Here is a 25,169-nt window from a genome sequence, read left to right on the forward strand (position 1 = left end):
GCCTCCTCCACCGGGTTGACCTTCACGCCGCTCGAAGCCCCACGATGGGCGGCGTGAGGGAACAAGACGACCGGATGACGATCGGGGCGTTCGCCCGGGCCACCGACGTCACCACGAGCGCACTACGGTTCTACGACGACTGCGGCCTCGTCCGCCCCGACGCCGTCGACCCGGTCACCGGATACCGGTACTACTCACCCGACCAGATCGACGAAGTCGTCCTGATCCGCCAACTACGGCAGGCGGGACTGCCCCTGGAAGACGTACGACGACTGCTCACCGGCCCGGCCGAAGCGGCCGAGGAACTCCTGGCCGCCCACCTGCGCACGCTGGAACGCGCCGTCGAGGTCGCCCGCGCCACCGCCACCACCGCGCTGACCCTGATCCGCGACCGCACGGGCAACGTCGTCACCGTCCCCGGCCGAACACTGGCCCACGCGATCGGGCAGGTCGCCCCGGCCGCCGACACCACCGGCGAGATCCCCGTGCTCGGCGGAGTCCTGATCGAGACGACGGCGGGAGAACTCCGCCTGATCGCCACCGACCGGTACCGGCTGGCGGCCAGGTCGATAACCGTCAGAGGCCGCCGAGAGCCCGCAGCGGCGGTCGTCGCCGCCCCGCACCTCGAAGACGCACGCCCGTGGATCGGCGCGCAGGCCAGCATACGGCTGCGGCTCGCCGACTCCCACGTCCGACTCGACGGGCCGGGCGGCGAACGGCTGCTGCCGACGATCGACGGCACCTACCCGTCCTACCGGGTCGTCCTCGACGACCCGCCCGAACCCCTGACCCGGGTCGTCGCCCCCCGAGAGCGGCTCCTGGCCGCCCTCGGCGACGACCCGCGAGCCCGCCTCGACCTCCTCGTCGGCAACGGCCTGACCATCACGTCGTCCGCCCACGACCGGCCGTCCGTCACGGTCCCCGCCGACACCACCGGCGAACCGGTGGCGATCAGCTTCCGGTTCACCACGCTGCATCCGGCCCTGTCCGCCAGCGTCGGCCCCGACGTGATGCTCCAGATCACCCGACCCCACCGGCCCGTCGTCGTCCGCTCGGCCGACGACGGCGACTTCACCACCCTGGCCATGCCGGTCAAGGCAACCACCCCGCCCGCACCACAAGGAGAACCGTGAACCAGCCGGCGCAGACCATGCCCGACGCGACCATGACGAGCATCGCCGCCGCGGTGGAACTCGGCCGATCAGGACAGAAGGTCCAGGCCCGCGACACCCTCACCGCCCTGTGGGACCAGATCGGCGCCACCGGCGACGCCCTCCACCGCTGCACCCTCGCGCACCACCTCGCCGACCTGCAGGACACCACCGAAGCCGAACTGCTGTGGGACGAACGCGCCCTGGCGGCCGTCGCCGACCTCACCGACGAACGCGCCCAGCGGCACCACTCCTCGCTCCAGGTCCAGGGCTTCCTGCCGTCACTGCACCTCAGCCTCGCCGACGACCACCGGCGCCTCGGCAACACCGCCCTCGCCCGCGAGCACCTGACCACCGCCCGGAGCCTCGTCGAACACCTGCCCGACGACCCGTACGGCGACACGATCCGCGGGGGCATCCAGCACGTCACCCGGGCCCTCGCGGCGGGGTCGACGCACCGCCTCGCATCCCACCCGTCCTCGAACGGCTGACCGCCCAGGGCAGCCGATCCGGCGCGCCGGCCAGGACGAATCCCGACCGGCGCGCCGCCGCACACGTCCGGATCAGCCGAGATGCCGGGCGAAGAACCGTACGTTGCTGTCCACCTCGAATGCCGGGACCTTGCCGTGCCCGCCCGGATTGGCGTGCAACGTCTTCTCCGCCGAACCGAAGGCGTCGAACAGCGCCAGCCCCTGGCCCCGCGGCACCCGCTCGTCGTCCCACTGCAACAGGAACTCCACCGGCACGGTGACCCGCGCGGCGACCTCGGCCGATGCCAGCGCCCCGCCCAGGCCCAGCACCGCCGCACGGACCCGGGGCTCGGCGGCGACGAACGGAACACCGAGCCCGCACCCCAGCGACACGCCCCAGTAGCCGACCGGGCCGGCACCGACCCGGTCGAGGTCCTGGACCGCGTCCAGGACCGCCCGCCACTCGGGAACGGTCTGCCGGGCCACCAGGGCCTGGAACCGCGCGATCAGCGGAGCCAGTTCCGCCCCGGCGGCCACCCGGGCCTGGTTCGCGGTCGCGATCCGGTCGTACTCGGGGTCCTTCGGCCGGTCACCGTGACCGGGCACGTCGACCGCCACCACCGCGAAACCGCACTCGACCACGAAGCGGCGCGCCCGGGCCACGATGCCGGGCGCCTTCTTGTGCTGGCCGCCGCCGTGTCCCATCAGGACCAGAGGACGGGGGCCGGTGGCGCCGTCCGGCGTCCACAGCACGCCGGGAATCTCGCCAAGGGTGAAGAGCTGTTCACGGACGCCGTCCGACGACGTCTCGAAGGTGAAGCGCATAGGGTGTCGAGCCTTTCGGGATGCCTTGTGCGGGCACTCCCTAGACCATGCGGGGGAGGGAGTGCCGACCTGTCACAGCGTTGATCGGTCTCACCTCCTCGGCTCACAGCGGCGCACGGCGTCGCCGAAACTATCACGACGACACCGCCCGGGCGTCACGGCTCGGTTGCCCGCCGGGCGCGCAGAGCCCGCAGTTTGTGGCGGTTGCCGCAGCGTTCCATCGCGCACCACCGCCGGGCGCCGGGACGGGACGAGTCGACGAACACCAGCGGGCAGTTGTCGCCGGCACACCCGCGGAAACGCTCGGACAGCGGCCCGGACAGCAGGCCGATCATCTCCCGCGCCAGCGTCGACAGCGCCTGCGCGGCCCCCACCGGCGGCGCCCATCGCGCCGTCGTGCCCTCGGCGGCGAGCTCGGGGATCAGCGACGCTCCGGCCGCGGCGTGGTTGATCACGTCGACCGCGCCGCAGGGGAGGGCGTGCCGCGCCGCTCGGGCGTGTGCCGCCTCCCAGATCGCCTGGCGCAGCGCCTTGGCCGCGGTCAGCTCGCCGGCCGTCGCGGGGACCGTCAGGACCGCGGCCAGCGGTGGCTGGGCCAGCCATTCGGCCAGATCGGCCGGCTCGTGAAGGGTCTCGAACACCGCATACCGGCCCTCGCCGCCGGTGTGGGCGAAGTCCAGGCAGAGCGCGCCGGCGTCGAACCAGAACGACCCTCCCTTGGGGTCGTGCAGCACCCGTCCGGTTGCGTCCGCTCGCATGAAACCACTATAACTGGTGTCGTACCCGTAACCGCTATAACCGGTGTCGCCAACAGGAGGCAGACATGGCCGTACGACACATCAACCCCGCAGGCCTGCACCGCAGCCCCGCCTTCAGCCAGGCCGTCGTGGTCGAACAACCCGCCAAGACCATCTACATCGGCGGACAGAACGGCGTCGACGCCGACGGCAAGGTCGTCGGCCCCACCGTCGGGGAGCAGGCCACGCAGGCACTCCGCAACCTCGCGACCATCCTCGAAAGCGAGGGAGCGAGCCTCGCCAACATCGTGCACTGGACCATCGCCGTAGCGGACGGCCACGCGATCAACGACGGATTCGCCGCCTTCCAGCAGGCGTGGAACCCGGCCGACCCGCCGCCCGCCATCACCGTCCACGTCGTCGCCGGCCTGGGCCCCGGCTTCCTCGTCGAGATCGACGCCGTCGCCGTCGTCTGACCCGCCCCAGGGGACAGGTCGGATCTACCAGCCCGTCACGACCCCGACGGCACCACCGACGCCAGCAACCGACCCAACGACTGGTTCGTCCGGTTGGCCCGCACCGCCGCCCGCTGCTGACCCGCCGTCACGTCGATGTAGTTCTGACTCGTCGTCAGACTCGCATGACCCAACAACCGCATGATCTCCGACGCGCTCGCCCCGTCCTCCGCCAACCGCGTCGCGAACGTGTGCCGCAACGCGTGCAACTGCGCACCCGCCGGCACCCGATCCGTGATCCCCGCCCGCCGGTAACACGACTCCACCAGATACTGCAGCCCACCGCGCCGCAACGGCTCACCGTGCCGATCCACCAGCAACACCGACGTACGCCCCACCGACCGCGCCCCGAACCGCCGCACCCGACTCTCCAGGTAGGCCGACACCACCGCGTCCAACTCCGGCTCCACCGGCACCACCCGCGCCCGGCCACCCTTACCCGCCACCTCGACCCGCCGCTCGCCGGGCCGACCCGCCAGCGACCCCACCCGCAACGCCAGCAGCTCCGACAGCCGCAGCCCGGCACACAACGCCAGCGCGATCACCGCCATGTCCCGCTCCGGCCACGGATGCCGCTGCCGCCGGTCGTCGTCGCGCGCCACCGCCTCCAGCAGCCGCTCCGGCGTCTCCTCGCCCCGCAGCGGCTTGGGCAGCGCCGGGGGAGCGGACGGCTTCCCGACCGCCGGCATCGGGTTGCCGGCCACCACCGCGTCCGCGACCAGGAACGTGAAGAACGTGTTCCACGTCGACCAGGCCCGGTAGACCGAGGCGACCGCGCGCGGGGCGGCGAACCGGGCAAACGCGGACCGCAGCGTACGGGCGGTCAGCGCCGAGATCGGCAGGCTGGCCAGGGGGAGGGGAGTGTCGGGATCCTCGGCGACCAGACGGGCGACCGACAGCAGGTCGCGCCGGTACGCCTCCAGGGTGTGCGGTGACGGCTTACGCGCCGCCCGCGCCGTCAGGAACTCCTCGATGAGGACCACTACCCGCTGCTCGCCGGTTTCGTCCTGTTTGTCATGCATAAGGAATATTATGCAGCATTCACCGGTTCTTGAGAAGCGGTCGGCCGCTCGGGGGACGCCTCACTCATCTCCACCGACGGCCGGCCCCGCGTGATGCCCGATCGCCCCCGCCGGCCGCGCACCACGCGCCGCGCGTGCCGACCGACGGGCCGCCGACCCGTGCTGGCCGCCGCGATCAAGGAGAAAGCGTGCCTGACTCGTACACCTATGCGAAAACGCAACTCCTTGATCAACGCGCCCCGGGAGCGGGTGCCCGGCCGATCTCCGGACCCCCGATAATGCTCTGGTTGACATAATGTGCATTATCGAACATTCAGATCGAGGGTGGGACCGCGCTCAGGCGGCCCTCTCTCCCGCCTTTCCTGAACGTGCGCGCCCAGCCGTCCCGGCGGTCCCGCTCGGGTACGCCGCCGAAGTCCCCGTACGCACTCACGCCCGGCCCGGGCAGCCGGCCGGCACGCCTCGTCGTGCCGGCCGGCGTCCCACCGCCGTTCCCGGCGTCCCACCGCCGTTCCCGGCGTGACGCTCTCCCCTCGAGCGTTACGCCGACCCCGTCTCCTCCGCCCGCGTCGGCGGCGGTCAGCTCCCGACGTACGCCGCCAGGTGCTCGCCGGTGACGGTGGAACGGGCGGCGACAAGATCGGCGGGCGGGCCCTCGAAGACGATCCGGCCGCCGTCGTGGCCGGCACCCGGCCCCAGGTCGATGATCCAGTCGGCGTGCGCCATGACCGCCTGGTGGTGCTCGATGACGATGACCGACTTACCGGCGTTGACGAGCCGGTCGAGCAGGCCGAGCAACTGCTCGACGTCGGCGAGGTGCAGGCCGGTGGTCGGCTCGTCGAGGACGTACACGCCGGCCTTGTCGCCCATGTGGGTCGCCAGCTTGAGCCGTTGCCGTTCGCCGCCGGACAGTGTCGTGAGCGGCTGGCCGAGGCTCAGGTAGCCGAGCCCGACGTCGGCGAGCCGTTCGAGGATCTTGTGTGCGGCGGGTATGTGCGCCTCGCCGGCGCCGAAGAACTTCTCGGCGTCGGTCACCGACATCGCGAGGACCTCGCTGATGTCGCGACCGCCGAGGTGGTATTTCAGCACCGACGCGTCGAACCGCTTTCCCTCGCACTCCTCGCAGGTGCTGGCGACGGTGGCCATGATGCCCAGGTCGGTGTAGATGACGCCGGCGCCGTTGCAGACCGGGCAGGCGCCCTCGGAGTTGGCGCTGAACAGGGCGGGCTTGACACCGTTGACCTTCGCGAACGCCTTGCGGATCGGGTCGAGCAGTCCGGTGTACGTCGCCGGGTTGCTGCGCCGCGAGCCGCGGATCGGGGCCTGGTCGACCGACACGACGCCGTCGCGGCCGGCGACCGAGCCGTGGATCAGTGAGCTCTTTCCCGAGCCGGCGACACCGGTGACGACGACGAGTACGCCGAGCGGGATGTCGACGTCGACGTCGCGGAGGTTGTGGGTGCCGGCGCCGCGTACCTCGAGTGTTCCGGACGGTGTCCGTACCGAGGGTTTGAGGCTGGCCCGGTCGTCCAGGTGCCGTCCGGTGAGGGTGCCGCTGGCGCGTAGGGCGTCGATGGTGCCTTCGAAGACCACTTCCCCACCGGCGGTGCCGGCGCCGGGGCCGAGGTCGACGATGTGGTCGGCGATCGCGATCGTCTCGGGTTTGTGTTCGACGACGAGGACGGTGTTGCCCTTGTCGCGCAGTTGCCGCAGCAGTTCGTTCATCCGCTGGATGTCGTGCGGGTGCAGGCCGATGGTGGGTTCGTCGAAGACGTAGGTGACGTCGGTGAGCGAGGAGCCGAGGTGGCGGATCATCTTGGTGCGCTGTGCCTCGCCGCCGGACAGGGTGCCCGAGGGTCGGTCGAGGCTGAGGTAGCCGAGTCCGATCCCGACGAAGGAGTCGAGGGTGTGCCGCAGCTTCGCCAGCAGCGGCGCGACCGACGGTTCGTCGAGGTCGCGGACCCAGGTGGCGAGGTCGCTGATCTGCATCGCGCAGGCGTCGGCGATGTTGATCCCCTTGATCTTGGAGGATCGGGCGCCTTCGTTGAGGCGGGTGCCGCCGCATTCGGGGCAGGTGGTGAAGACGACGGCGCGTTCGACGAAGGCGCGGATGTGCGGCTGCATGGCGTCGACGTCCTTGGCCAGGAACGACTTCTGGATCTGTGGGATCAGCCCGAGGTAGGTCAGGTTGACTCCCTCGACCTTGAGTTTGGTCGGCTCCTTGTGGAGCAGGTCGTGCAGTTCCTTCTTGGTGTACTTGCGGATCGGCTTGTCGGGGTCGAGGAAGCCGCAGCCGCGGTAGATGCGGCCGTACCAGCCGTCCATGCTGTAGCCGGGTACGGTCAGCGCGCCCTCGTTGAGGGATTTGGTGTCGTCGTAGAGGGCGGCGAGGTTGAAGTCGTTGACGGCTCCCCGGCCCTCGCAGCGGGGGCACATGCCGCCGGTGATGCTGAAGCTGCGTCGTTCCTTCGTGGTGGTGCCGCCGCGTTCGACGGTGACGGCTCCGGCGCCGGAGATGGAGGCGACGTTGAAGGAGTAGGCCTGGGGTGAGCCGATGTGTGGCTTGGCGAGGCGGCTGAACAGGATGCGGAGCATGGCGTTGGCGTCGGTGGCGGTGCCGACGGTGGAGCGTGGGTCGCTGCCCATCCGTTCCTGGTCGACGATGATCGCGGTGGTCAGTCCGTCGAGTACGTCGACGTCGGGTCGGGCCATGGTCGGCATGAAGCCCTGGACGAAGGCGCTGTAGGTTTCGTTGATCATCCGCTGTGATTCGGCGGCGATGGTGCCGAAGACCAGGGAGCTTTTGCCGGAGCCGGAGACGCCGGTGAAGACGGTGAGTCGGCGCTTGGGGATGTCGACGCTGATGTCCTTGAGGTTGTTCTCGCGGGCGCCGTGTACGCGGATCAGGTCGTGGCTGTCGGCGATGTGTGGCGCGGGCGGCTGCGTCGTCGTCGTGGCCTTGCTCATCGTGTCTCCATCTGTCGGGCGGGGCCGCGGTGGCGGCGTCGCCTGGTGCGTGGCGGGCCGGTCGCCCCGCTCCCCCGCCCGGCGCCGGTGTTCGGTGTCGTGGCGGTGCCGGGGGCGGGGGTCGGCGGTCATCGGTCGTTTCGTGGGTTCAGCCGAGTTCCTGGATGCGGACCATGTTGCCGGCGGGGTCGCGGAAGGCGCAGTCGCGGATTCCGTACGGCTGCTGGGTCGGCTCCTGGACGACCTCGGCGTCGCTGGCCTGGAGGCGTTCGAAGGTGCTGTCGAGGTCGTGGGTGGCCAGGACGACGCTGGCGTAGGTGCCTTTGGCCATCATCTCGGTGATGGTGCGGCGTTCGTCGTCGGTGATGCCGGGGTCGGCGGCCGGCGGGTGCAGGACGATGGAGGTGCCGGGCTGGTTGGTGGGGCCGACGGTGATCCAGCGCATTCCGCTGTAGCCGACGTCGTTGCGGACCTCGAAGCCGAGGGCGTCGCGGTAGAAGGCGAGGGCGGCGTCGGGGTCGGTCTGCGGCAGGAAGGTGTGGTGAATGGTGATGTCCATGCCGGTCACGCTAGTTGTGGCCGGGGGCTGCTGCTTCTCGATTCCTGATCGGTCTGGTCACCTGTTTGGCGACGCATGACGGGATTCCCGCGGTGGCGTGTTCGGCCTGGCGGCGGTAGACGCTGGGCGGGACGCCGACGAGTTCGGTGAAGCGGGTGCTGAAGGTGCCCAGTGAGGCGCAGCCGACGGTGAAGCAGACCTCGGTGACGCTGAGGTCGCCGCGGCGGAGCAGGGCCATGGCGCGTTCGATGCGTCGGGTCATCAGGTAGGAGTAGGGCGATTCGCCGTAGGCGAGCCGGAACTGGCGGCTGAGGTGTCCGGCGGACATGTTCACGCCGCGGGCGAGGGCCTCGACGTCCAGCGGCCGGGCGTACTCCCGGTCGATCCGGTCCCGGACGCGGCGCAGGCGGGCGAGGTCGCGCAGGTGCTGCGTCGTGGCGGAGTTGCTGGTCACGTGCGTGATGGTGCCATGGCGGTGGTGGGGTTGCCCAGCGTGGTCGGGGTGGTTCGGCCGGCTTTTTCCCACTGGTGGCCGGGCGTCACACGGGCACCTTTGGTGTCGTGGCGGGTGGCCTGGCTGCCCGTACCCGATGATTTGGCCGAGAGGGCATGGGGGTCGTCTTTTCGGTGGCGTCGTGGTCGGGTGATGTATCGACGGTGGGCCTTGGGGGCGCCGTTGTTTCGGTGGTGCACACGCCGTCCGTTCCGTTTTGGCTTTACTGGGCGCTTGCGGCCCGGCTTCGCCCGGGTGCGGCGAACGCGAGTGCGATAGATCGCACCGCCAGAATCCGGTCTTGGCAGGGCGGGAGGGCGGCCAGTACGGTCGGGAAATCCGTTCCGGTTGTTGGGTCATCAGCCGATGGCGCCGGAGCGGATCCGCTTAGTCGTATTCGTACGAGCCGGGGACCCAAGCAATCGGGGTGAATCCGTGGGCCGATGCCTGCGGTAGGGCGACCTTTCCCGTCCGAATCCGTCAGCTAACCCGGTAGGCGGTTGTGGAAGGAGACGACTGTTCGTGCGGTACCGAGCGTGCCTGGTTGGCACATCCCCCATTTCCCTGTCGTGCGGCCGTTTGTCGCGTGGACCGACGATCCTGGCTGTTTGCTGACGCCGGATCACTGATCACGACACCAGATCGGTTCGGAATCGACTGAGCCGGCCGTTGCCGGCTGTCCTTTTCCTGTTTCGCGTCTCCCGTTGTGGCGGCGGTGCCGTTTGCGGCCCGCTGTCGGTTGTGCGGGCCCTGTCCCGGGTGGGTCGCGATTCGTCGGTCTGGTCGACGTCTGCCGTTTTCGATTGGGACGCCGACGACAGTCGGCGGGTAATGGAGCTTCAAGTGGAAAACTCTCGTTCGTACAATCCGTTCCGTCGGGTTATCCCCAACCGTTTCCGTTCGGTGGCCGTGGCGTCGGCGGCCGTGCTGGCGGTGGCCGCGACGACGGGCAGCCTTTCGTCCGGTACCCCGACCGGTGCGGAGTCAAACGCGGGCGCCGAGTCGGGTGTGGTGCAGTTGGCGCTGACGCCGGAGCGGGCCCAGGCGGCGCCGCCGCAGGAGGCCGCCCCGAAGGAGGCCGCACCCAAGGAGGCCGCCCCGAAGGCGCCGGCGGAGAAGACGTTGTCGTACGACTTCCAGTACCAGCCGAACGCCTACTACTGCGGTCCGGCGTCGACCCGTATCGCGCTGAGCGCGCAGGGGCACACGCCGAGCCAGGACAACCTGGCGGGGCAGCTGGGTACGACGTTCGCCGGGACGAACTCGTCGCACGACATCGCGCGGGTGTTGAACAAGGTGGTCGGCGGGGACGCCTACCGGGTGCGGGAGATTCCCGGCCAGAAGGCGACGTCGGCGCAGATGGACCGGCTGCAGGCGGACGTGGTCGAGGCGGTCGGCAAGGGGCGGCCGGTGGTGGCGAACATCGTCGGCGGGGCGACGGACAACGACGGCTTCTGGCGCAGCTTCCCCGGTGGGCACTACGTGACGATCGTCGGTTACGGCGACGAGGGGCGGCAGGTGCAGGTCGCCGATCCCAGTGGTGTCGGTCCGGCGAGCTACTGGATGAGCACGATCACGATGGCGCACTGGATGGCGTCGCGCGGTTACTCGTACTGACCGGGTACGTACGGAACAAAGGGCCGGCCCTGGTGGGCCGGCCCTTTGTCGTGGGTCAGAGTCCGCCGGCGACGCGCAGGATGGTGCCGGTGGCGTACGACGCCTCGGGGCTGAGCAGCCAGGCGATGGCGTGGGCGATCTCGGGTGCGTCGCCGGCGCGGCCCAGTGGTGCGCGCTGGGCGATGCGGTTGGGGCGGTCGGGGTCGCCGGAGACGGTGTGGATGTCGGTCCAGACGGTGCCGGGTGCGACGCCGTTGACGCGGATGCCGCGTGGGCCGAGTTCTTTGGACAGGCCGATGGTGAGGGCGTCGACGCCGGCCTTGGCTGCGGCGTAGTGGATGTATTCGCCGGGTGAGCCGAGGGTGGCGGCGGCGGACGAGACGTTGACGATGGCGCCGCCGGCGTTCATGCGGCGGGCGGCCTGTTGGGCGCAGAGGATGGCGCTGACGAGGTTGACGTCGATGACGTGGCGCAGGTCTTGCGGGGTGAGGTCGACGAGCGGGCCGATGCGGCTGGTGACGCCGGCGTTGTTGACCAGGCCGGTGACCGCCCCCAGTTTCGTTTCGGTCTGGTCGAACAGGTCGGTGACCTGGTCGGGGTCGGTGACGTCGGCGCGTACGGCGATGCCGCGCCGGCCGGTGGCGTGGACGTCGGCGAGGACGGTTTCGGCGGCGGCGGCGTCGTCGCGGTAGCACAGTGCGATGTCGTGTCCGGCGGCGGCGAGCCGGCGTACGGTGGCGGCGCCGATTCCGCGGCTGCCGCCGGTTACCACGGTGACCGGTGTGTCGGGCACTGCCCACTCCCCCTCTTTCGGCTGGTCGTGGTGGTGACGCTACCGCGCCGCCGTCCGGTGTGGATGGCCGGCGTACGGTGGGCCGGTCGACGACGTGGAGGTGCGTGGTGGCCGGTCTGGGCAAGGGTGATCTGGTCGAGGACTTCGAACTGCCGGACGAGACGGGTGCGCCGCGGCGGTTGAGTGCGCTGCTGGCGGACGGGCCGGTGGTGGTGTTCTTCTATCCGGCGGCGCTGACGCCGGGGTGTACTGCCGAAAGCTGTCATTTCCGGGACCTGGCTGACGAGTTTTCGCAGGTGGGGGCGCAGTTGGTGGGGGTCAGTCGTGACTCGGTGGAGCGGCAGCGGGAGTTCGCCGGCCGGTACGGGTTCGGTTATCCGCTGCTGTCCGACGTCGACGGGTCGGTGGCGCGGATGTTCGGGGTGCGGCGGGCGTTGCCGTTGGGTGCGCTGTCGACGCGGCGGATGACGTTCGTGGTCGGTACGGATCGGCGGGTGCTGGCGGCGATCCACAGCGAGGTGAGCATGACGGCGCACGCGGACCGGGCGTTGGCGGTGCTGCGGGAGGCGGCGGCGGGTTGACGCGGCCGGGGTGTCGTGCTCGACGTTGTCGGTGTGGCCTGGTAGGAAGGCTGCAATCAAACATGCGTACGAAAAGAGGGTTGTGATGGCGACGCGCACCGCTGGGTTGTCGACCGAGGAGCTGGAGGGCATCCGTGACTCGCTGGCGGCGGGTCGTAAGCCGAAGGTGGTGTTCACCGAGTCGGCGGGGCAGATCGCGGGGCAGGTCGGTCAGGTGGTGGCACTGACGGATCCGGCGGTCTCCGAGGAGTGGGTGGTGGTCCGGTTCGGTCGTGACGAGCTGCCGTTCTCCCCCGCTGATCTGGGGATCGCGCCGCGGGTGCCGGCGGGCCGGCGGGCGGCGGAGCCGAAGGTGGAGGCCGTGGAGCCGGCGCCGCCGGCGGAGCCGGAGTTCAAGTTGGATCAGCCGGTGCCGGCCCCGCGGCCGGAGCCGGTGACCGAGTCGGAGGTGGAGGCGAAGCCGGCGCGGCGGGCGGCGAAGGCGGCCAAGGTGGCGAAGCCGAAGGCGGCGCCGGGGCTGACGGTGACGCTGGCGTACGCCGAGGGTGAGTGGACGGTGGGTGCGACGCAGGGCAGCAAGGCGTTGGCGAAGCCGTACGTCATCAAGCCGGCGGAGGCGTTGAAGATGGTGGCGTTGATCGACGTGCCGGGTGTGCACGAGGCGGTGGAGCAGATCGTGAGTGCCGAGCGGGCCGAGGCGGAGCAGCAGGCGGAGCGGTTGCGGTCGGAGTTGGCGGAGATCGAGGCGCGGCTGGCGGAGTTGCGCGACGCGGGCTGAGGCCCGGTGGATGCCGCTCACCCTGTGGCACGGCGCCACGGGGTGGGCGGGTCAGCGGTAGTCGGCGGCGTCGGCGTCGGCGTCGGGTTTGTCGCCGTAGTAGGCGTCGGTGATGAAGCGGGAGGCGTCGGGCCGGGAGCCGTCGAGGTCGGTGAAGCCGTAGTGGGCGGCGAGTTGGCCGGCGGAGAGCGCTTTTCCGGACCAGCGGGCGTGGTCGGGGTCGGTGGCGAGGGCGACGACGGCGCGGCCGATGTAGTGCGGGGTCTCGGAGATGGCGAAGAAGCGGTCCTTGGTGATGCCGTCGCGCCAGTTGTGTTCGGTGACGCCGAAGCGGTCGAGCATGTCCTCGGAGCGCAGGAAGCCGGGGGTGAGGGCGACGGCGGTGACGCCGTGCGGGTGGAGTTCGTGGTGGAGCATGCGACCGATGCGGGTGATGGCGGATTTGACGAGGTCGTAGAACATGGTGCCGCGGTAGCGGTTGTCGAACATGTCGTCGCCGTCGGTGATTTCGCAGACCAGGCCCTGTTTGCGTCGGATGAGCAGCGGCAGGACGGTGTGCAGGGTGACGAGGTGGGTCTCCAGGGCGTTGCGTACGGCGCGTAGGCCGTTGTCGAGGTCGTGTTCCCAGATGGGTTTCCACTCGACGAGGTGGTCGCCGCCCCAGGTGTCGTCGATAAGGATGTCGAGGCGGCCGTCCTGTTCGGCGGTGATGCGGTCGGCGAGGGCGCGTACGTCGGCGGGGTCGGTGTGGTCGCAGCGGACGGCGATGCCGGTGCCGCCGGCCCTGGTGACGAGGTCGGCGGTGTCCTCGATGGTTTCGGGGCGGCCGATGTCGCTGCGGGTGGCGCGGGTGGTGCGACCGGTGACGTAGACGGTGGCGCCGGCGGCGCCGAGTTCGACGGCCATGCCGCGGCCGGCGCCGCGGGTGGCGCCGGTGACCAGGGCGACGTGTCCGTGCAGGGGTGCGGTCATGGCTGCTCCTCAGGTGTGGGTGGGGTGTCGCCAGCCGGCGAGGATCGCGTCGAGGTCGGTGTGGAGCCGGTCGCGCAGGCGGCCGTCGGGGCGGCTGGACCAGTGGATGGCGGCGCCGTCGGCGGTGGCGGTGAGGATGCGGGCGGCGACGGCGGCAGCGGGTGCGCCGGGCAGGGTGCCGGCTTCGACGGCGGCGCGGACCAGGGTCGCGACAGTGGCTTCGACGGCGCTGTGGAGGTCGGCGAGGCCGGTGCGCAGGTGTTCGTCGGCGAGTTCGGTGGCGAGTTGGGCGAGGTGGTTGGGGGCGGTGGTCGGGTCGTCGATCGCGGTGTAGCGGTCGACGAGGGCGTGCCGGATCGTGGCGACCGGATCGCCGTCGTCGGGGCTGGTGGTGGCCGGCTGGCGTGCGGCGTCGATCGAGGCGGCGAGCATGGCGGTGAGCAGGCCGTGTTTGGAGCCGAAGCGGTGGATGAGGGTGCCGGCGCTGATCCGGGCTTCGGCGGCGATGTCGGCGAGGGTGAAGGCGGGGCCGTGGCGACCGATGACGGTGGCCGCCGCCGCCAGCAGCCGGTCGTCGGTGATCTTTCTTGGGCGGGCCATACCGGTTATTGAACCGCAGTGCAATAACCGGGGTCGACCCGGGGTCACTCGGCGGGGATGTTGGCCACCCCGATCCGGCGGCGGAAGACCCAGTACGTCCAGCCCTGGTAGGCCAGGACGACCGGGGTGCACAACGCCGCGATCCAGGTGAGGATGCCCAGCGTGTAGCCGCTGGCGGCGGCGTTGGTGGTGGTCAGCGTGCCGGCCGGGTCGGTGGTCGACGGCAGCACGTCGGGGAAGATCGCGGTGAAGGCGGTGGCGACGAGCAGCCCGGTGGCGGCGGTCGTGCCGGTGAAGGCCCAGCCCTCGCGGCGTACCCGGTTGGCGGCCAGGCCGGCGACCAGGGCGAGGATCGCGAGCAGGGTGAGCGCGACGGCGGCGGTGTTCTGCCGGATGTCCAGCGTCCAGGCCAGGAAGACCGCGGTGAGCGGGAACGTCACCATGCCGAGGCGGCCGGCGAGCTGGTTGGCGCGTTCGCGTACGTCGCCGGTGGTCTTCAGGGCGAGGAACAGCGCGCCGTGGGTGGCGAACAGGGCCAGGAAGGTGGCGCCGCCGAGCAGGGTGTACGGGTGCAGGGCGGCGAGCAGGTCGCCGGTGTACTCGTGGTCGGCGGACAGGGGTACGCCGTGGACGATGTTGGCCAGGATGATGCCCCAGGCGACGGCGGGGACGGCGGAGCCGACGGTGATGGCGGTGTCCCAGCGGGCCTTCCAGGCGGCGTCGGGGCGCTTGTGCCGGTATTCGAAGGCGACGTTGCGGAAGATCAGGGCGATCAGGATGAGCAGCAGCGGCAGGTAGAAGCCGGAGAAGAGGGTGGCGTACCACTCGGGGAAGGCGGCGAACATGGCGCCGGCCGCGGTGATCAGCCAGACCTCGTTGCCGTCCCAGACCGGGCCGATGGTGTTGATCAGGACGCGGCGTTCGCGGTCGTCGCGGCCGAGGGCGGGCAGCAGGATGCCGACGCCGAAGTCGAAGCCTTCGAGGATGAAGTAGCCGGTGAACAGGACGGCGATCAGCAGGAACCAGAAGGTGGACAGTTCCACGGGGTGCTCCCGGGGTCAGTAGGCGAAGGCGAGCGGCTTGTCTTCGTCGTCGTGTTCGGTCGGGTCGGGCTCGGATGGGGTGGTGTCCGGCAGGCCGTGGCGGGCGTAGCGGACGAGCAGGCGTACCTCGACGACGGCGAGGATGGCGTAGACGAGGGTGAAGGCGGCGAACGAGGTGAGGACCTCGGCCAGGGAGACGCTGCGGGAGACGCCGTCGCGGGTCAGCATCTCGCCGAAGACGATCCAGGGCTGGCGGCCCATCTCGGTGAAGATCCAGCCGAAGCAGTTGGCGGCCAGCGGCAGGACCGGCATGACGAGGCCGGCGCGCAGCAGCCATTTCGAGGCGGGGGTGCGGCCGCGGCGGTGGGCCCACAGCGTCCAGGCGGCGATCGCGGCGGCGGCGAGCCCGAAGCCGATCATGAGGCGGAAGCTCCAGTACGTGACCGGGATGATCGGGGTGTAGCTGCCGGGGCCGTACTGGGCGGCGTACTGGGCCTGGAGGTCGTTGATGCCGTGCACCTCGCCGTTGACGTCGCCGGTCGACAGCCAGGAGAGCAGGTACGGGATCTTCAGGGCGAACAGTTCGCGGCTGCCGTCGAGGCTGCCGACGGTCAGTACGGAGAACGAGGCGGGCGACTCGGTGTCGTAGAGACCTTCGGCGGCGGCCATCTTCATCGGCTGCACCTCGGTCATGATCTTGCTCTGGATGTCGCCGGTGACCAGTACGCCGGCGGTGGCGACCAGGGTGACGACCGCGCCGAAGCGGGCGGCGAAGCGGTAGGTGCCGGTGTCGGGGTTGTCGGGGCGGCGGATCAGGTGCCACAGGGCGACGGCGACGATCAGCGAGCCGGCGACGAGGAAGCAGCCGAAGATGGTGTGCGGGAAGGTGATCAGGGCGACCTTGTTGGTCAGGACGGCGACGAAGTCGGTGAGTTCGGCGCGGCCGCTGTCCGGGTTGATCCGGTAGCCGACCGGGTTCTGCATCCACGAGTTGGCGGCGAGGATGAAGTAGGCGCTGACGGTGGAGCCGATGGCCGCGGCCCAGATGCAGGCGAGGTGTACGCGTTTCGGCAGCCGGTCCCAGCCGAAGATCCACAGGCCGAGGAAGGTCGATTCGAGGAAGAACGCGAGCAGCGCCTCGATCGCGAGGGGGGCGCCGAAGATGTCGCCGACGAAGCGGGAGTAGTCGCTCCAGTTCATCCCGAACTGGAACTCCTGCACGATGCCGGTGACGATCCCCATCGCGAAGTTGATCAGGAAGAGCTTGCCGTAGAACTTGGTGAGCTTGAGGTAGCGCTCGTTACCGGTGCGCAGCCACATGGTCTGCAGGACGGCGACGAGGACGGACAGGCCGATGGTGAGCGGTACGAACAGGAAGTGGTAGACGGTGGTGACACCGAACTGCCAGCGGGCGACGTCCAACGCGTCCACGGTTTTCCCCCGTCATCGAGCCTCTACGACAACCGGTAGTAAATACTACTGCTTGTCGTAGAGGCTTCCGGCCCCACCCGGGGTGCCACACGTCACCCTCCCGCTGGCGCGGCTGTGCGACGATCTACCGCTGATGGACGACTCCCCCACCACCTGGCGCGCCCCACGACTGTGGCTGTTCTTCCAGTTCCTGGCCCGCGTCGTCGTCGGGCTGCTGGCGCGGCTGAAGGTCACCGGCGACGTACCCGACGGGCTGCGGCACGGGCCGCTGATCCTGGCCGCCAACCACATCAGCCCGTTCGACCCGATCGTGCTCGCCGCCGCCTGCCGGGTCCGCCGGATCGCGCCCCGGATCATGGCCACCGGCGGACTGTTCCGCGCCCCCGTCGTCGGCCCCGCCATGCGGCACTGCGGCCACATCCGGGTCGACCGGCGCACCGAGAACGTCGGACAGGCCCTGCACAGCGCCGCCGAGGCCGTCGCCGGCGGCTCGGTGGTCATGGTCTACCCGGAGGGGCGCATCGGACTCGACCCCGGCATGTGGCCCGAACGCGGCAAGACCGGCACCGCCCGGCTCGCGTTCGAAAGCGGCGCGACCGTCGTACCGGTCGCGCAGTGGGGCGCGCACGAGGTGCTGCCGTACGGCGCCCCGAAAGGGATGTTCGGCGGCATCGCCCGCGCCCTGGTGCGCCGGCCGGTGATCCGGGTGCACTTCGGGCCACCGGTCGACCTGGCCGACCTGGACCCGGCCGTGCCCGGCGCGGCGCTCCGGGCCACCGACCGGATCATCGACGCGCTCACCGACACCCTGGTGCCGCTACGCCCCGACGAACCCGACCGGCCCCGGCACGTCGACCCCGCCCGGCCGGTCGACACCAGCCGCACGCACCGTCGCCGCACCGACCGTTGACGTACGGCCCGGCGAACCCTCAGCCGCGCCGCTGGCGCAGGTAGGCGAGCACCGCCTCACGGGTCGTCCGGACCCCGAACACCTCGCGGGCCTGGGCGATCCGCCGGTTCGCGGTCCGCAGCGACAGGAACTCCGCCGCCGCGGCCGCCGCGATCGTCTCCCCGTTCGCCAGCCGCTCCAGCAGCGCCCGCTGCTCCGGGATCAGCACCACCGCGGTGTCGTCCTCCGGCTCGGCCTCCGGGTCGCGGAACACCGGACCGAGCCGGGCCAGGTCGCCGACCAGCGCCCGGCCCACCTCGGTCGACGTGTCGGCGATCGCGACCACCCCGACGCCCCGGGCCGCCGCGAGCACCGCCAGCCGCACCGTCTCCAGGTCGGGAACCCGGCCGAACAGCACCACCTTCGCCTCGGACATGTCCCACGTCGACTCGGCCAGGGCGAAGCCCTCCCGGGTCAGCCACCCCGCCCTCGCCAGCCGGCGCAGGACCGTCGTCGCGTCGGGAGCCGACGGCACCACGTAGCGGGGCGGCTCGCCGCCGCTCACCGCAGTACCTCCAGCGCCAGCGCCGCCGCCTCGGTCCGGGTCCGGGCACCGAGCTTGCGCATCCCGGCCCGGATGTGTGTCTCGACCGTCTCGCCGGAGATCCCGAGCTGCCCCGCGATACGACGGGTCGGCTCCCCCTGCGCCACCAGCCGCAGCACGTCACGTTCCCGGTCGGTCAGTTCGGTGCCCGAGCGGGGGCCACGGCTGTCACGACGTACGGCGTGCCGGCGCAGCGCCCGGTGCGCCCGGCCGACCAGGACGACCAGGCCGGCCTGCTCGGCGAGCTGCTCGGCGGCCAGCAGCGGCGGCACCGCCCGGGCCGGGTCGGCCTCGTGCAGCCCGTGCGCGAGCAGGCAGCGGACCTCCTCGCGTACGGACAGGTCGTGCCAGGCCTGCGCGGCGGTCGCGAACCCGTCGGCGGCGGCCCAGGCGGCCAGCGTCTGCGCGACCGGCGGCAGCCGGTCGGTGGCCGGGTCGGCGGCGACGGGTTCGGCGGCCCCGGCGTCGTACGCCGCCCACCGGGCGGTGATCCGGCGCAGCCCGTCGACCAGGGCCGGACCGCCACGGGCGGTGACCGGCGCGACCGCCCGGTCCGGCTGCCCGTCGAGCCAGGCCGCCTCCCGCCCGACCCAGTCCAGCAGTACGTCGACGGTCGTCGACCCGGTCGGCGCGCTCGCGAGCCGGGCCCGGGCCGGGGCGAGCAGGCCACCGTCGGCCTCGACGAGACTGGCGGCCGCGATCGTGTAACCACGCGCCAGCACCGGCAGGGTGCGGTCGGTCAGGTCGCCGGCGCGGCGCACGACCTCGTCGGCGCCACCGCCGCGCAGCGCCGTGCACCACAGCTGCGCGGCCAGGAACCGGGTCTGCCAGCTGTAGGCGAGGTCGGCGGCGCACGCCTGCGCGGCCTGGTCGGCGGTCTGCGCGGCCTCGGCGAGGCGGCCGTCGGCCGCGAGGGTCTCGACCAGCAGCCACGCGCTCCAGCGGGCGGCCAGTGCCTCGCCGGCCGCCCCGGCGGCCGCGGCCGCCGACGCCAGGGCGTGCTCCCAGCCGGGGGTGCGGCCGGCGGCGTGGACTGCGGCGACGGCGGCCCGCAGCCCCGGGTGCGTGGGCGGGTCGCCGTGCCGGGCGACGATCGCCGCGGCGGTCGCCGCCGCGCCGTCGGGGTCGCCGGCGAGCTGGGCGAGCAGCAGCACCCGGTCCCGGCCGGCGACATGGGCCGGCGCGGCGGAGTCGGGTACGGGTGCCGCGGCCTCGCGGGCACCGGCGAGGTCACCGATCTGCAGCAGGGCCTCGGCGCGCAGCACGGCGGCGTCGACGCCGAGCGGGAAGGTGGTGGTCAGCACCCGGGCGGCGGCCCGGGGCCGGCCGCTGGCCAGGGCCGCGACGGCGGCGTCGACGCGTACGGCCGGCGCCGGGTCGACGCCGGGCAGGCCGCAGGCGAGCAGCAGCAGTTCGGCGCGCTCGCCGGCGGTGGTGGTGCCGGCCGCGGCGGCGACCGCGTGCGCGTACGCGGCGTCGGTGTCACCGGCGGCGGCGAGGTGCCGGGCCGCCTCCCGGGCCGGCACGAGTTCGGCGAGCCGGCAGTGCAGGGCGCGCCGGCCCTCGTCGTCGAGCAGCCCGGCGGCGACCTCGGCGACGTACGGCGACACCGGGCCGACGGAGCCGGCCGTGTCGACGGCGACCAGGCCGGCGGCGGTGAGTTCGTCGACGCCGGCGCCGAGGACCGCGCCGGTGGCCGGCCGGCCGAGCAGGCCGAGGGCGGCCATCGCGGTGCGGGCCGGGCGGGTCAGGTCGGACAACGCGGCCGCGACGGCGTAGCCGACCTGGTCGATGTCGTCGTCGGCGGCGGCCGGTGCGGCGGCGCCACGGCGGGTGCCGGCGTGCCGGGCCAGGGTCTCCACGGCCAGCGGCACCCCGCCGGCCCGGCGTACGACGTCGGTGACGGTGGCCGGGTCGAGGGCGGGGGCGACCCGGCGGGCCAGTTCGGTGGCCGCGTCGGGGTCCAGGGCCGGCATGCTGAGCCAGCCGGCGGCGGCGGTGCGCAGCGCGGCGACGGCCTCGGCGGGCAGCCGGTGCGGGGTACGCAGGGCGACCACGATCCGGCAGTGGGCGGCGAGCGGGACCAGGGCGGCGATCGTGGCCGGGTCGGCCCACTGCAGGTCGTCCAGGAGCAGCAGGCCGGCCCGGACCCGGGAGCGGACGGCCTCGGCCAGCAGCGCCGGGTCCTGGGCGGGCAGGCGTACCTTGACCGCCCGGGTCAGCGCGAACGCCGGCACGGTCGACAGCATCGCCAGGCCACCGCCGGCGAACACCGGGCCGCGGAACGCGGCGCCGAGTCCGGAAAGGACGGTGCTGCGGCCGCTGCCGGGGCCGCCGGTGACGACGACCAGGCCCGGTGCGGCCAGCAGCGCGGTCGCCTCGTCGACGACGGTGCGCGGCCGTGCGGTGGCGGCCTGGCCGTCCAGGGCGCGGTCGGCGATGTCGCCGCCGGGTGCGTGACGCACGCGTCCTCCCCTGACACTGGGCTCGCGGCCCCGTCGGGTGAGACGGTGGCACGAACATGGGATCCTGCGCCGGCAGGATATTCGTAGTGTGAGGTCCGGCAGGGACGCTGCGCCCTGCCGATTGTCGAAAGGGACGACCACCGAGATGAGCGAGCAAGGCCACCGGACCCCCGTCATTGTTGCCGACCGTACCGCCGGCTGACGAGTCATGGGCCCAGGTCCGCTCAGTGTCCGTGTCGCTGCTCTGTGTGACGAAGTTGGTCCGAGAGTCGGTCCTAGCGCTCAGGCGCAGGTGTTCGGCGTACGCCGTCGACTCGACGAACCGTTGCGAGTGGCCATCGCGGGACGTCTGAAAGCCGGAAAGTCGACACTTGTTAACGCACTTATCGGACGCCGGGTGGCGCCCACGGAGGTCGGTGAGTGCACCCGGATCGTCACCCAGTTCCGCTACGGCACCGCCGACCGGGTCGACGTCGTACGCCGCGACGGCCACCGGGTCAGCCTCCCGCTGGACGAGTCGGGCATGATTCCGCAGCGGCTGGGGGTGGCCCGCGCCGACATCGCGTTCGTCGACGTCACCCTGACCAGCGACCACCTGCGCGACCTGACCGTGGTGGACACCCCGGGTCTGTCCTCGACGAACACCGCGGTCAGCGCCAACGCGCAACGGTTCCTGTTCAGCGAGGGCAGCGCCCCGTTCGACGACGACATCGACGACGACTCGGTCGGGGCGATCTCCGGCGCCGAGGCGATCATCTACGTCTTCACCCAGTCCGTACGCGACGACGACCTGCAGGCCCTGGAGGCGTTCCGGTCGGTGTCGGCCCGGCTGGCCAGCAACCCCATCAACTCCCTCGGCCTGTTCAACAAGGTGGACAAGCTGGTCGGGGCGATGGCCGACCCGTGGCCGGTGGTCGGCCCGCTGGCCGCCGACCAGACCAAGGTGCTGCGCCGGGTCGTCTCCGACGTGGTGCCGGCGATCGGGCTGCTCGCCGAGACCACCGAGGCCGGCCGGCTCACCGCCGCCGACTGCGAGGCGCTGCGTACGCTCGGCCAGCTCCCGCAGAGCGAGCGGCTGGTGCTGCTGGCGTCGGTCGACCTGTTCACGTCCCGTGAGTGCGTCGTACCGCGCGAGCAGCGTGAGCGGCTGCTGCGGCTGCTCGACCTGTACGGCATCGGCTTCGCGATCGCGCAGCTGGCCGCCCGGCCGCAACTGGCCAGCGGCGACCTGGTGCGGATGCTGTTCCAGGCGTCCGGGTTCCCGCGCCTGAAGCAGACCCTCGACCAGGCGTTCCGGTGGCGTACCGACGCCATCAAGGCGGGCTGGGGCCTGTCCAGCCTGGAGAAGGTCGCCAGCCACACCGAGCGGCCGCAGGACCGCGAGCTGCTGCGCGACGCCATCGAGCGGGTGCTGCAGCAGCCGGAATACCACCGGCTGCGGCTGCTGGAGGTGGCCCAGCAGGTCAGCACCGGGTCGGTCGAACTGCCCGAGCCGATGGAGCAGGAACTGACCCGGCTGGCGCTGTCCAACGACGCGCAGTGGATCCTCAACCTGCCCAGCGCCGGCGTCGACCAGCTCGTCAAGGCGGCCCTGGAGGCGGCGACCCGGTGGCGGGTCTACGCCGTCGCCGGCGCCAGCCCCGCCCAGTCGCGGGTCGCGCTGGTCGCCCACCGCGGCTTCTACCTGCTGTCGCAGCAGATGCGGGCCGGCGGGGGCATGCGGTGAACAGCACGTACGGGGCGGCCGCCCGGCCGTCGCCACTTGATCATCCGGCAGCCGCGACCACCGCGGGGACCACGGACGCAGACGAAAGGTGCCCGATGTGACCACGACCGCCAACGCCAAACCCGAGGCGGCCCTGGGCAAACTGCTCACCGCGGCGGTCGACTCCTCGCAGGCGTTCCTGCGCAAGGTCGACCCGGACGCCGCCGCCGACATCGACGCGTTCCGCCGCCGTCAGGTCACCCGGCCGTCCATCGTGGTCGTCGGGGAGACCAAGCGCGGCAAGAGCTCTCTGGTCAACGCGTTGATCGGGGTACCGAACCTGTCGCCGGTGGATGCCGCCGTGGCCACCGCCACCTACCTCGAGTTCGTCCACGCCGAGACGCCCGGCGCCAAGGCGTGGCTGCCCGGCCGCGAGGATCCGGTCCCGCTCGGCCTGCACGACCTGCGCGACTGGGGCACCGCGTTCGGCCGGCTGCCCGAGGGGATCCGCCCGCCCCGGCGGATCGAGGTCGGCCACACCGCCCCGCTGCTGCAGTACCTGACGCTGGTCGACACCCCGGGCACCGGCGGCCTCGACCCGATGCACGTCGAGATCGCCCTCGACGCCGTCGAGAAGGCCAGCGCCCTGCTCTTCGTCGTCGACGCGTCCGGGCCGTTCGCCAAGCCCGAACTCGACTTCCTCATCGAGGCCAGCAAGCGGGTCAACTTCGTGGTGTTCGCGCTGACCAAGACCGACGCCTACCCGGGCTGGCGGACCATCTGGGACGACGACCGCGGCCAGCTGCAGAGCCACGCGCCCCGGTTCGCTTCCGCGCCCTGGTATCCGGTGTCGGCACGGCTGGCCGAACTCGCGATGACGCTGCCCCGCGAGGCCGCCCCCGAACTCATCCGCGAGTCGCGGATCGCCGAACTCCAGCACGCCCTGATCGCCCTGGCCGGCAAAGGACACCTGCTGCAGCAGGCCAACGTGCTGCGGACCATCCGGTCCGAGGTCATCCGGCTCGACCTGGAGATCACCGACCGGATGAAGGCCACCGACCCCGACCCGGCCGACTCCGAGAAGGCCAAGAAGGACCGCGCCGCCCTCGCCGCCCGCAAGCGCACCGACTCCCGGCAGTGGTCGCTGGCCCTGAACACCGAGACCCAGCGGGCCCGGGTCGAGGCCACCGGCCGGCTGCGCACCTACGTCAGCAGCCTGCAGGAGAACTTCCTCAACAAGATCGAGAAGTCGAAGGGCGACGACCTCAAGAACCTGCCCCAGGAGGTCGACCGGGCGCTGCACGCGCTGTCCGTACGGCTGTCGCACGAACTGGAGTTCCGGTTCCGCAAGGTCGGCGAGCGGGTCCTGGCCCAGGTGTTCGCCCCGCACGAGCTGCAGCACGTGCTGCGCCGCCTCAACGCCACCCTGCGCCACGCCCTGGCCAGCAAGCCCCGCCGCGAGGGCGGCAACGGCGACAACATCATGATCGCGATGTCGGCCGGTGGCATGGCGATGATGGCCGGCCGCGGCGCGATGGCCGGCGCCTCCGCGCTCGGCGCCGGCGCGCTGGTCGGCGGCGGCCTGCTCATCCCGTTCGCCGGCGTCGGCCTCGGCCTGGCCGCCGGCGCGTTCCTGATCTACAAGCGCCGCGTGCAGTCCGACCGGCAGCAGGCCAAGGTCTGGCTGCGCGAGGTGCTCGGCGAGGCGCGGGCCGCGATCTCCGACGAGATCATGCACCGGTTCACCGACCTGCAGTACGCGCTGACGCTCGCCCTCGACGACGCCATCGAGCGCCGGCTCGCCCAGCTCGACGCGCACATCGCCGCGATCGACAAGGCGATGGCCGAGGACAAGGCCAGCCGCGCCAAGCGCAAGGCCGCGCTGCAGACCGAGCGGGAGGCACTGCGGGCCCGCGTCAAGCAGGTCGACGAGGTCCTCGTCCGGGCCCGGGCGATCCAGCCCGCCCAGGTACAGGAGTAGACGGCGATGGGGGGCATCGTGATCAGTCAGCTCAGGTCGGGTCGTGCCGGTTCGGAGCGCAGCGGGAGGGCTGTCGTGAGCGAGCACCGCGAGCGAATCAACTGGCTCAGGTTGAGTCATGACAGCTCGGAGCGCAGCGGAGGGCTGTCATGAGCGAGCACCGCGAGCGAATCAACTGGCTCAGGTTGAGTCATGACAGCTCGGAGCGCAGCGGAGGGCTGTCATGACCGACAACTGGGACCAGTGGCCCGAGGAAGACGGCTTCGACAGCGGCGACACCGCCAACCTCGACGACCTCCAGGGCGGCTACGCCGACGACGGCTACGCCAGTGAGGGGCTCGGCCCGGCCGATTCCGACCTGCCGGCCGACGATCTGCCGGACGAGGAGCTGCCCGGCGACGTCCCGGCCGCCGGGACGTTCGGCGCGCCGCTCGGCTACGGCGACCTCGTGGACCAGCCCGTCGACGCCGAACCGATCGACGCCGACGACACCGGACTCGACGAGCCGGCACCGGCCGCCGAGTCGGGGCTCGGCCCGGCCGACGCCCCGGTCGGCGCCGACCCCGACCTCGACCCGCACGGCGACGGCGAGTCGTGGCCGGACTCCACGTTCCCGCCCGCCCTCGACCTCGGCGCCCCGCCGGAACCGGTCGACGGGTTCCCGTGGACCGACGCCGACACGCTCGGCGCCGGCGACGCCGCACCGCTGGCCGACCCGGGTACGGCGTACACCGACGCGCCGCCGGCCGACGACCTGGCCGCGTACGCCGGCACCGACACTCCGGCCGGCGGCGACCCGTGGACGACCCTGGCCGGCTCCGAGGACCCGGCGACCAGCAGCCTGGCCCGGTTCTGGGCTCCGGGAACGGCGTAACACCCGCTTCCGCGCCGCTTCGGGCGGTCGTGGGCGCGGCGGACCACCCATGCTGTCGCGGGCCACAGCGAATTCGGCGTATCCACGCCGAATTCGC

23 protein-coding genes and 1 riboswitch are annotated in these 25,169 nt (G+C 71.9%); of the genes, 10 read left to right on the forward strand and 13 right to left on the reverse strand.

Features of this window, described 5'->3' with window-relative positions; genetic code table 11:
• The first annotated feature begins 44 nt into the window (after positions 1-44).
• Positions 45-1,133 (forward strand): MerR family transcriptional regulator, encoded by a 1,089-nt coding sequence (locus tag AB0I42_RS24280; protein WP_357540318.1) that lies wholly within the window; start codon positions 45-47, stop codon positions 1,131-1,133.
• A gap of 17 nt (positions 1,134-1,150) precedes the next feature.
• Positions 1,151-1,642: a hypothetical protein gene (locus AB0I42_RS24285; protein WP_357540372.1), complete on the forward strand. Its 492-nt coding sequence runs from the start codon at positions 1,151-1,153 to the stop codon at positions 1,640-1,642.
• A 72-nt stretch (positions 1,643-1,714) separates the two neighbouring features.
• Here AB0I42_RS24285 and AB0I42_RS24290 read toward each other — a convergent pair whose 3' ends face one another.
• Complete coding sequence (locus AB0I42_RS24290) at positions 1,715-2,446, reverse strand: alpha/beta hydrolase (RefSeq protein WP_357540320.1); 732 nt, start codon at positions 2,444-2,446, stop codon at positions 1,715-1,717.
• 155 nt (positions 2,447-2,601) lie between these two features.
• Positions 2,602-3,204: an ABATE domain-containing protein gene (locus AB0I42_RS24295; protein ID WP_357540322.1), complete on the reverse strand. Its 603-nt coding sequence runs from the start codon at positions 3,202-3,204 to the stop codon at positions 2,602-2,604.
• A gap of 65 nt (positions 3,205-3,269) precedes the next feature.
• On the opposite strand from AB0I42_RS24295, the gene AB0I42_RS24300 reads away from it, so the two are divergent.
• Entirely contained in the window at positions 3,270-3,659 is a 390-nt protein-coding gene (locus AB0I42_RS24300) for a RidA family protein (protein WP_357540324.1), read from the forward strand.
• A gap of 35 nt (positions 3,660-3,694) precedes the next feature.
• Here the strand turns inward: AB0I42_RS24300 and AB0I42_RS24305 are convergent, their stop codons facing one another.
• The 4 genes from AB0I42_RS24305 to AB0I42_RS24320 all read right to left on the reverse strand — a co-directional run bounded on the left by AB0I42_RS24305 (position 3,695) and on the right by AB0I42_RS24320 (position 8,700).
• Entirely contained in the window at positions 3,695-4,720 is a 1,026-nt protein-coding gene (locus AB0I42_RS24305; RefSeq protein ID WP_357540326.1) for a tyrosine-type recombinase/integrase, read from the reverse strand.
• A gap of 579 nt (positions 4,721-5,299) precedes the next feature.
• On the reverse strand, positions 5,300-7,687 hold the full coding sequence (locus tag AB0I42_RS24310; RefSeq protein WP_357540328.1) for an excinuclease ABC subunit UvrA: 2,388 nt from the start codon (positions 7,685-7,687) through the stop codon (positions 5,300-5,302).
• A gap of 148 nt (positions 7,688-7,835) precedes the next feature.
• Positions 7,836-8,246 carry a VOC family protein gene (locus AB0I42_RS24315; RefSeq protein ID WP_357540330.1) on the reverse strand — a complete coding sequence of 137 codons (411 nt, stop codon included), beginning with the start codon at positions 8,244-8,246 and terminating at the stop codon, positions 7,836-7,838.
• A gap of 10 nt (positions 8,247-8,256) precedes the next feature.
• Complete coding sequence (locus AB0I42_RS24320) at positions 8,257-8,700, reverse strand: helix-turn-helix transcriptional regulator (protein ID WP_357540332.1); 444 nt, start codon at positions 8,698-8,700, stop codon at positions 8,257-8,259.
• Between the two features lie 413 nt (positions 8,701-9,113).
• Positions 9,114-9,253: riboswitch (cyclic di-AMP (ydaO/yuaA leader) on the forward strand.
• A gap of 389 nt (positions 9,254-9,642) precedes the next feature.
• On the opposite strand from AB0I42_RS24320, the gene AB0I42_RS24325 reads away from it, so the two are divergent.
• Positions 9,643-10,356, forward strand: a complete 714-nt coding sequence (locus tag AB0I42_RS24325; protein ID WP_357540334.1) for a C39 family peptidase — start codon at positions 9,643-9,645, stop codon at positions 10,354-10,356.
• Between the two features lie 55 nt (positions 10,357-10,411).
• Here AB0I42_RS24325 and AB0I42_RS24330 read toward each other — a convergent pair whose 3' ends face one another.
• The gene (locus tag AB0I42_RS24330) at positions 10,412-11,149 is read right to left on the reverse strand and encodes an SDR family oxidoreductase (RefSeq protein ID WP_357540336.1); all 738 of its coding nucleotides are present in this window, start codon (positions 11,147-11,149) and stop codon (positions 10,412-10,414) included.
• 104 nt (positions 11,150-11,253) lie between these two features.
• On the opposite strand from AB0I42_RS24330, the gene AB0I42_RS24335 reads away from it, so the two are divergent.
• Together AB0I42_RS24335 and AB0I42_RS24340 are read left to right on the forward strand one after the other, a co-directional pair.
• A complete protein-coding gene (locus AB0I42_RS24335) occupies positions 11,254-11,730 on the forward strand; it encodes a peroxiredoxin (protein ID WP_357540338.1) in 477 nt (158 codons plus the stop codon).
• An 85-nt stretch (positions 11,731-11,815) separates the two neighbouring features.
• Positions 11,816-12,508, forward strand: a complete 693-nt coding sequence (locus AB0I42_RS24340) for a hypothetical protein (RefSeq protein ID WP_357540340.1) — start codon at positions 11,816-11,818, stop codon at positions 12,506-12,508.
• Between the two features lie 51 nt (positions 12,509-12,559).
• Here AB0I42_RS24340 and AB0I42_RS24345 read toward each other — a convergent pair whose 3' ends face one another.
• The 4 genes from AB0I42_RS24345 to AB0I42_RS24360 are packed head-to-tail and all read right to left on the reverse strand — an operon-like array spanning position 12,560 to position 16,554.
• Positions 12,560-13,480 (reverse strand): SDR family oxidoreductase, encoded by a 921-nt coding sequence (locus AB0I42_RS24345; RefSeq protein ID WP_357540342.1) that lies wholly within the window; start codon positions 13,478-13,480, stop codon positions 12,560-12,562.
• 9 nt (positions 13,481-13,489) lie between these two features.
• Positions 13,490-14,080 carry a helix-turn-helix domain-containing protein gene (locus AB0I42_RS24350; protein ID WP_357540344.1) on the reverse strand — a complete coding sequence of 197 codons (591 nt, stop codon included), beginning with the start codon at positions 14,078-14,080 and terminating at the stop codon, positions 13,490-13,492.
• Between the two features lie 44 nt (positions 14,081-14,124).
• Complete coding sequence (gene cydB, locus AB0I42_RS24355; RefSeq protein WP_357540346.1) at positions 14,125-15,123, reverse strand: cytochrome d ubiquinol oxidase subunit II; 999 nt, start codon at positions 15,121-15,123, stop codon at positions 14,125-14,127.
• A gap of 15 nt (positions 15,124-15,138) precedes the next feature.
• Positions 15,139-16,554, reverse strand: coding sequence for a cytochrome ubiquinol oxidase subunit I (locus AB0I42_RS24360; protein WP_357540348.1), 1,416 nt, complete (start codon positions 16,552-16,554; stop codon positions 15,139-15,141).
• A gap of 133 nt (positions 16,555-16,687) precedes the next feature.
• Here AB0I42_RS24360 and AB0I42_RS24365 point away from each other — a divergent pair, with 133 nt between their 5' ends.
• The gene (locus AB0I42_RS24365) at positions 16,688-17,464 is read left to right on the forward strand and encodes a lysophospholipid acyltransferase family protein (protein WP_357540350.1); all 777 of its coding nucleotides are present in this window, start codon (positions 16,688-16,690) and stop codon (positions 17,462-17,464) included.
• A 19-nt stretch (positions 17,465-17,483) separates the two neighbouring features.
• Here the strand turns inward: AB0I42_RS24365 and AB0I42_RS24370 are convergent, their stop codons facing one another.
• Entirely contained in the window at positions 17,484-18,008 is a 525-nt protein-coding gene (locus AB0I42_RS24370; protein ID WP_357540352.1) for a LuxR family transcriptional regulator, read from the reverse strand.
• Complete coding sequence (locus tag AB0I42_RS24375; RefSeq protein WP_357540354.1) at positions 18,005-20,512, reverse strand: LuxR C-terminal-related transcriptional regulator; 2,508 nt, start codon at positions 20,510-20,512, stop codon at positions 18,005-18,007. Before AB0I42_RS24375 ends, AB0I42_RS24370 begins: the two co-directional genes overlap by 4 nt.
• Before the next feature lie 208 nt (positions 20,513-20,720).
• Between AB0I42_RS24375 and AB0I42_RS24380 the strand changes: the two genes are divergently transcribed.
• From AB0I42_RS24380 to AB0I42_RS24390, 3 genes are all read left to right on the forward strand, one after another.
• Complete coding sequence (locus tag AB0I42_RS24380; protein WP_357540356.1) at positions 20,721-22,238, forward strand: dynamin family protein; 1,518 nt, start codon at positions 20,721-20,723, stop codon at positions 22,236-22,238.
• A gap of 97 nt (positions 22,239-22,335) precedes the next feature.
• Positions 22,336-24,198, forward strand: a complete 1,863-nt coding sequence (locus tag AB0I42_RS24385; protein ID WP_357540358.1) for a dynamin family protein — start codon at positions 22,336-22,338, stop codon at positions 24,196-24,198.
• A 223-nt stretch (positions 24,199-24,421) separates the two neighbouring features.
• Entirely contained in the window at positions 24,422-25,072 is a 651-nt protein-coding gene (locus tag AB0I42_RS24390; RefSeq protein WP_357540360.1) for a hypothetical protein, read from the forward strand.
• Positions 25,073-25,169: the final 97 nt, after the last annotated feature.

This window comes from Polymorphospora sp. NPDC050346 (genome assembly GCF_040655695.1).
Lineage (GTDB): Bacteria > Actinomycetota > Actinomycetes > Mycobacteriales > Micromonosporaceae > Polymorphospora > Polymorphospora lycopeni.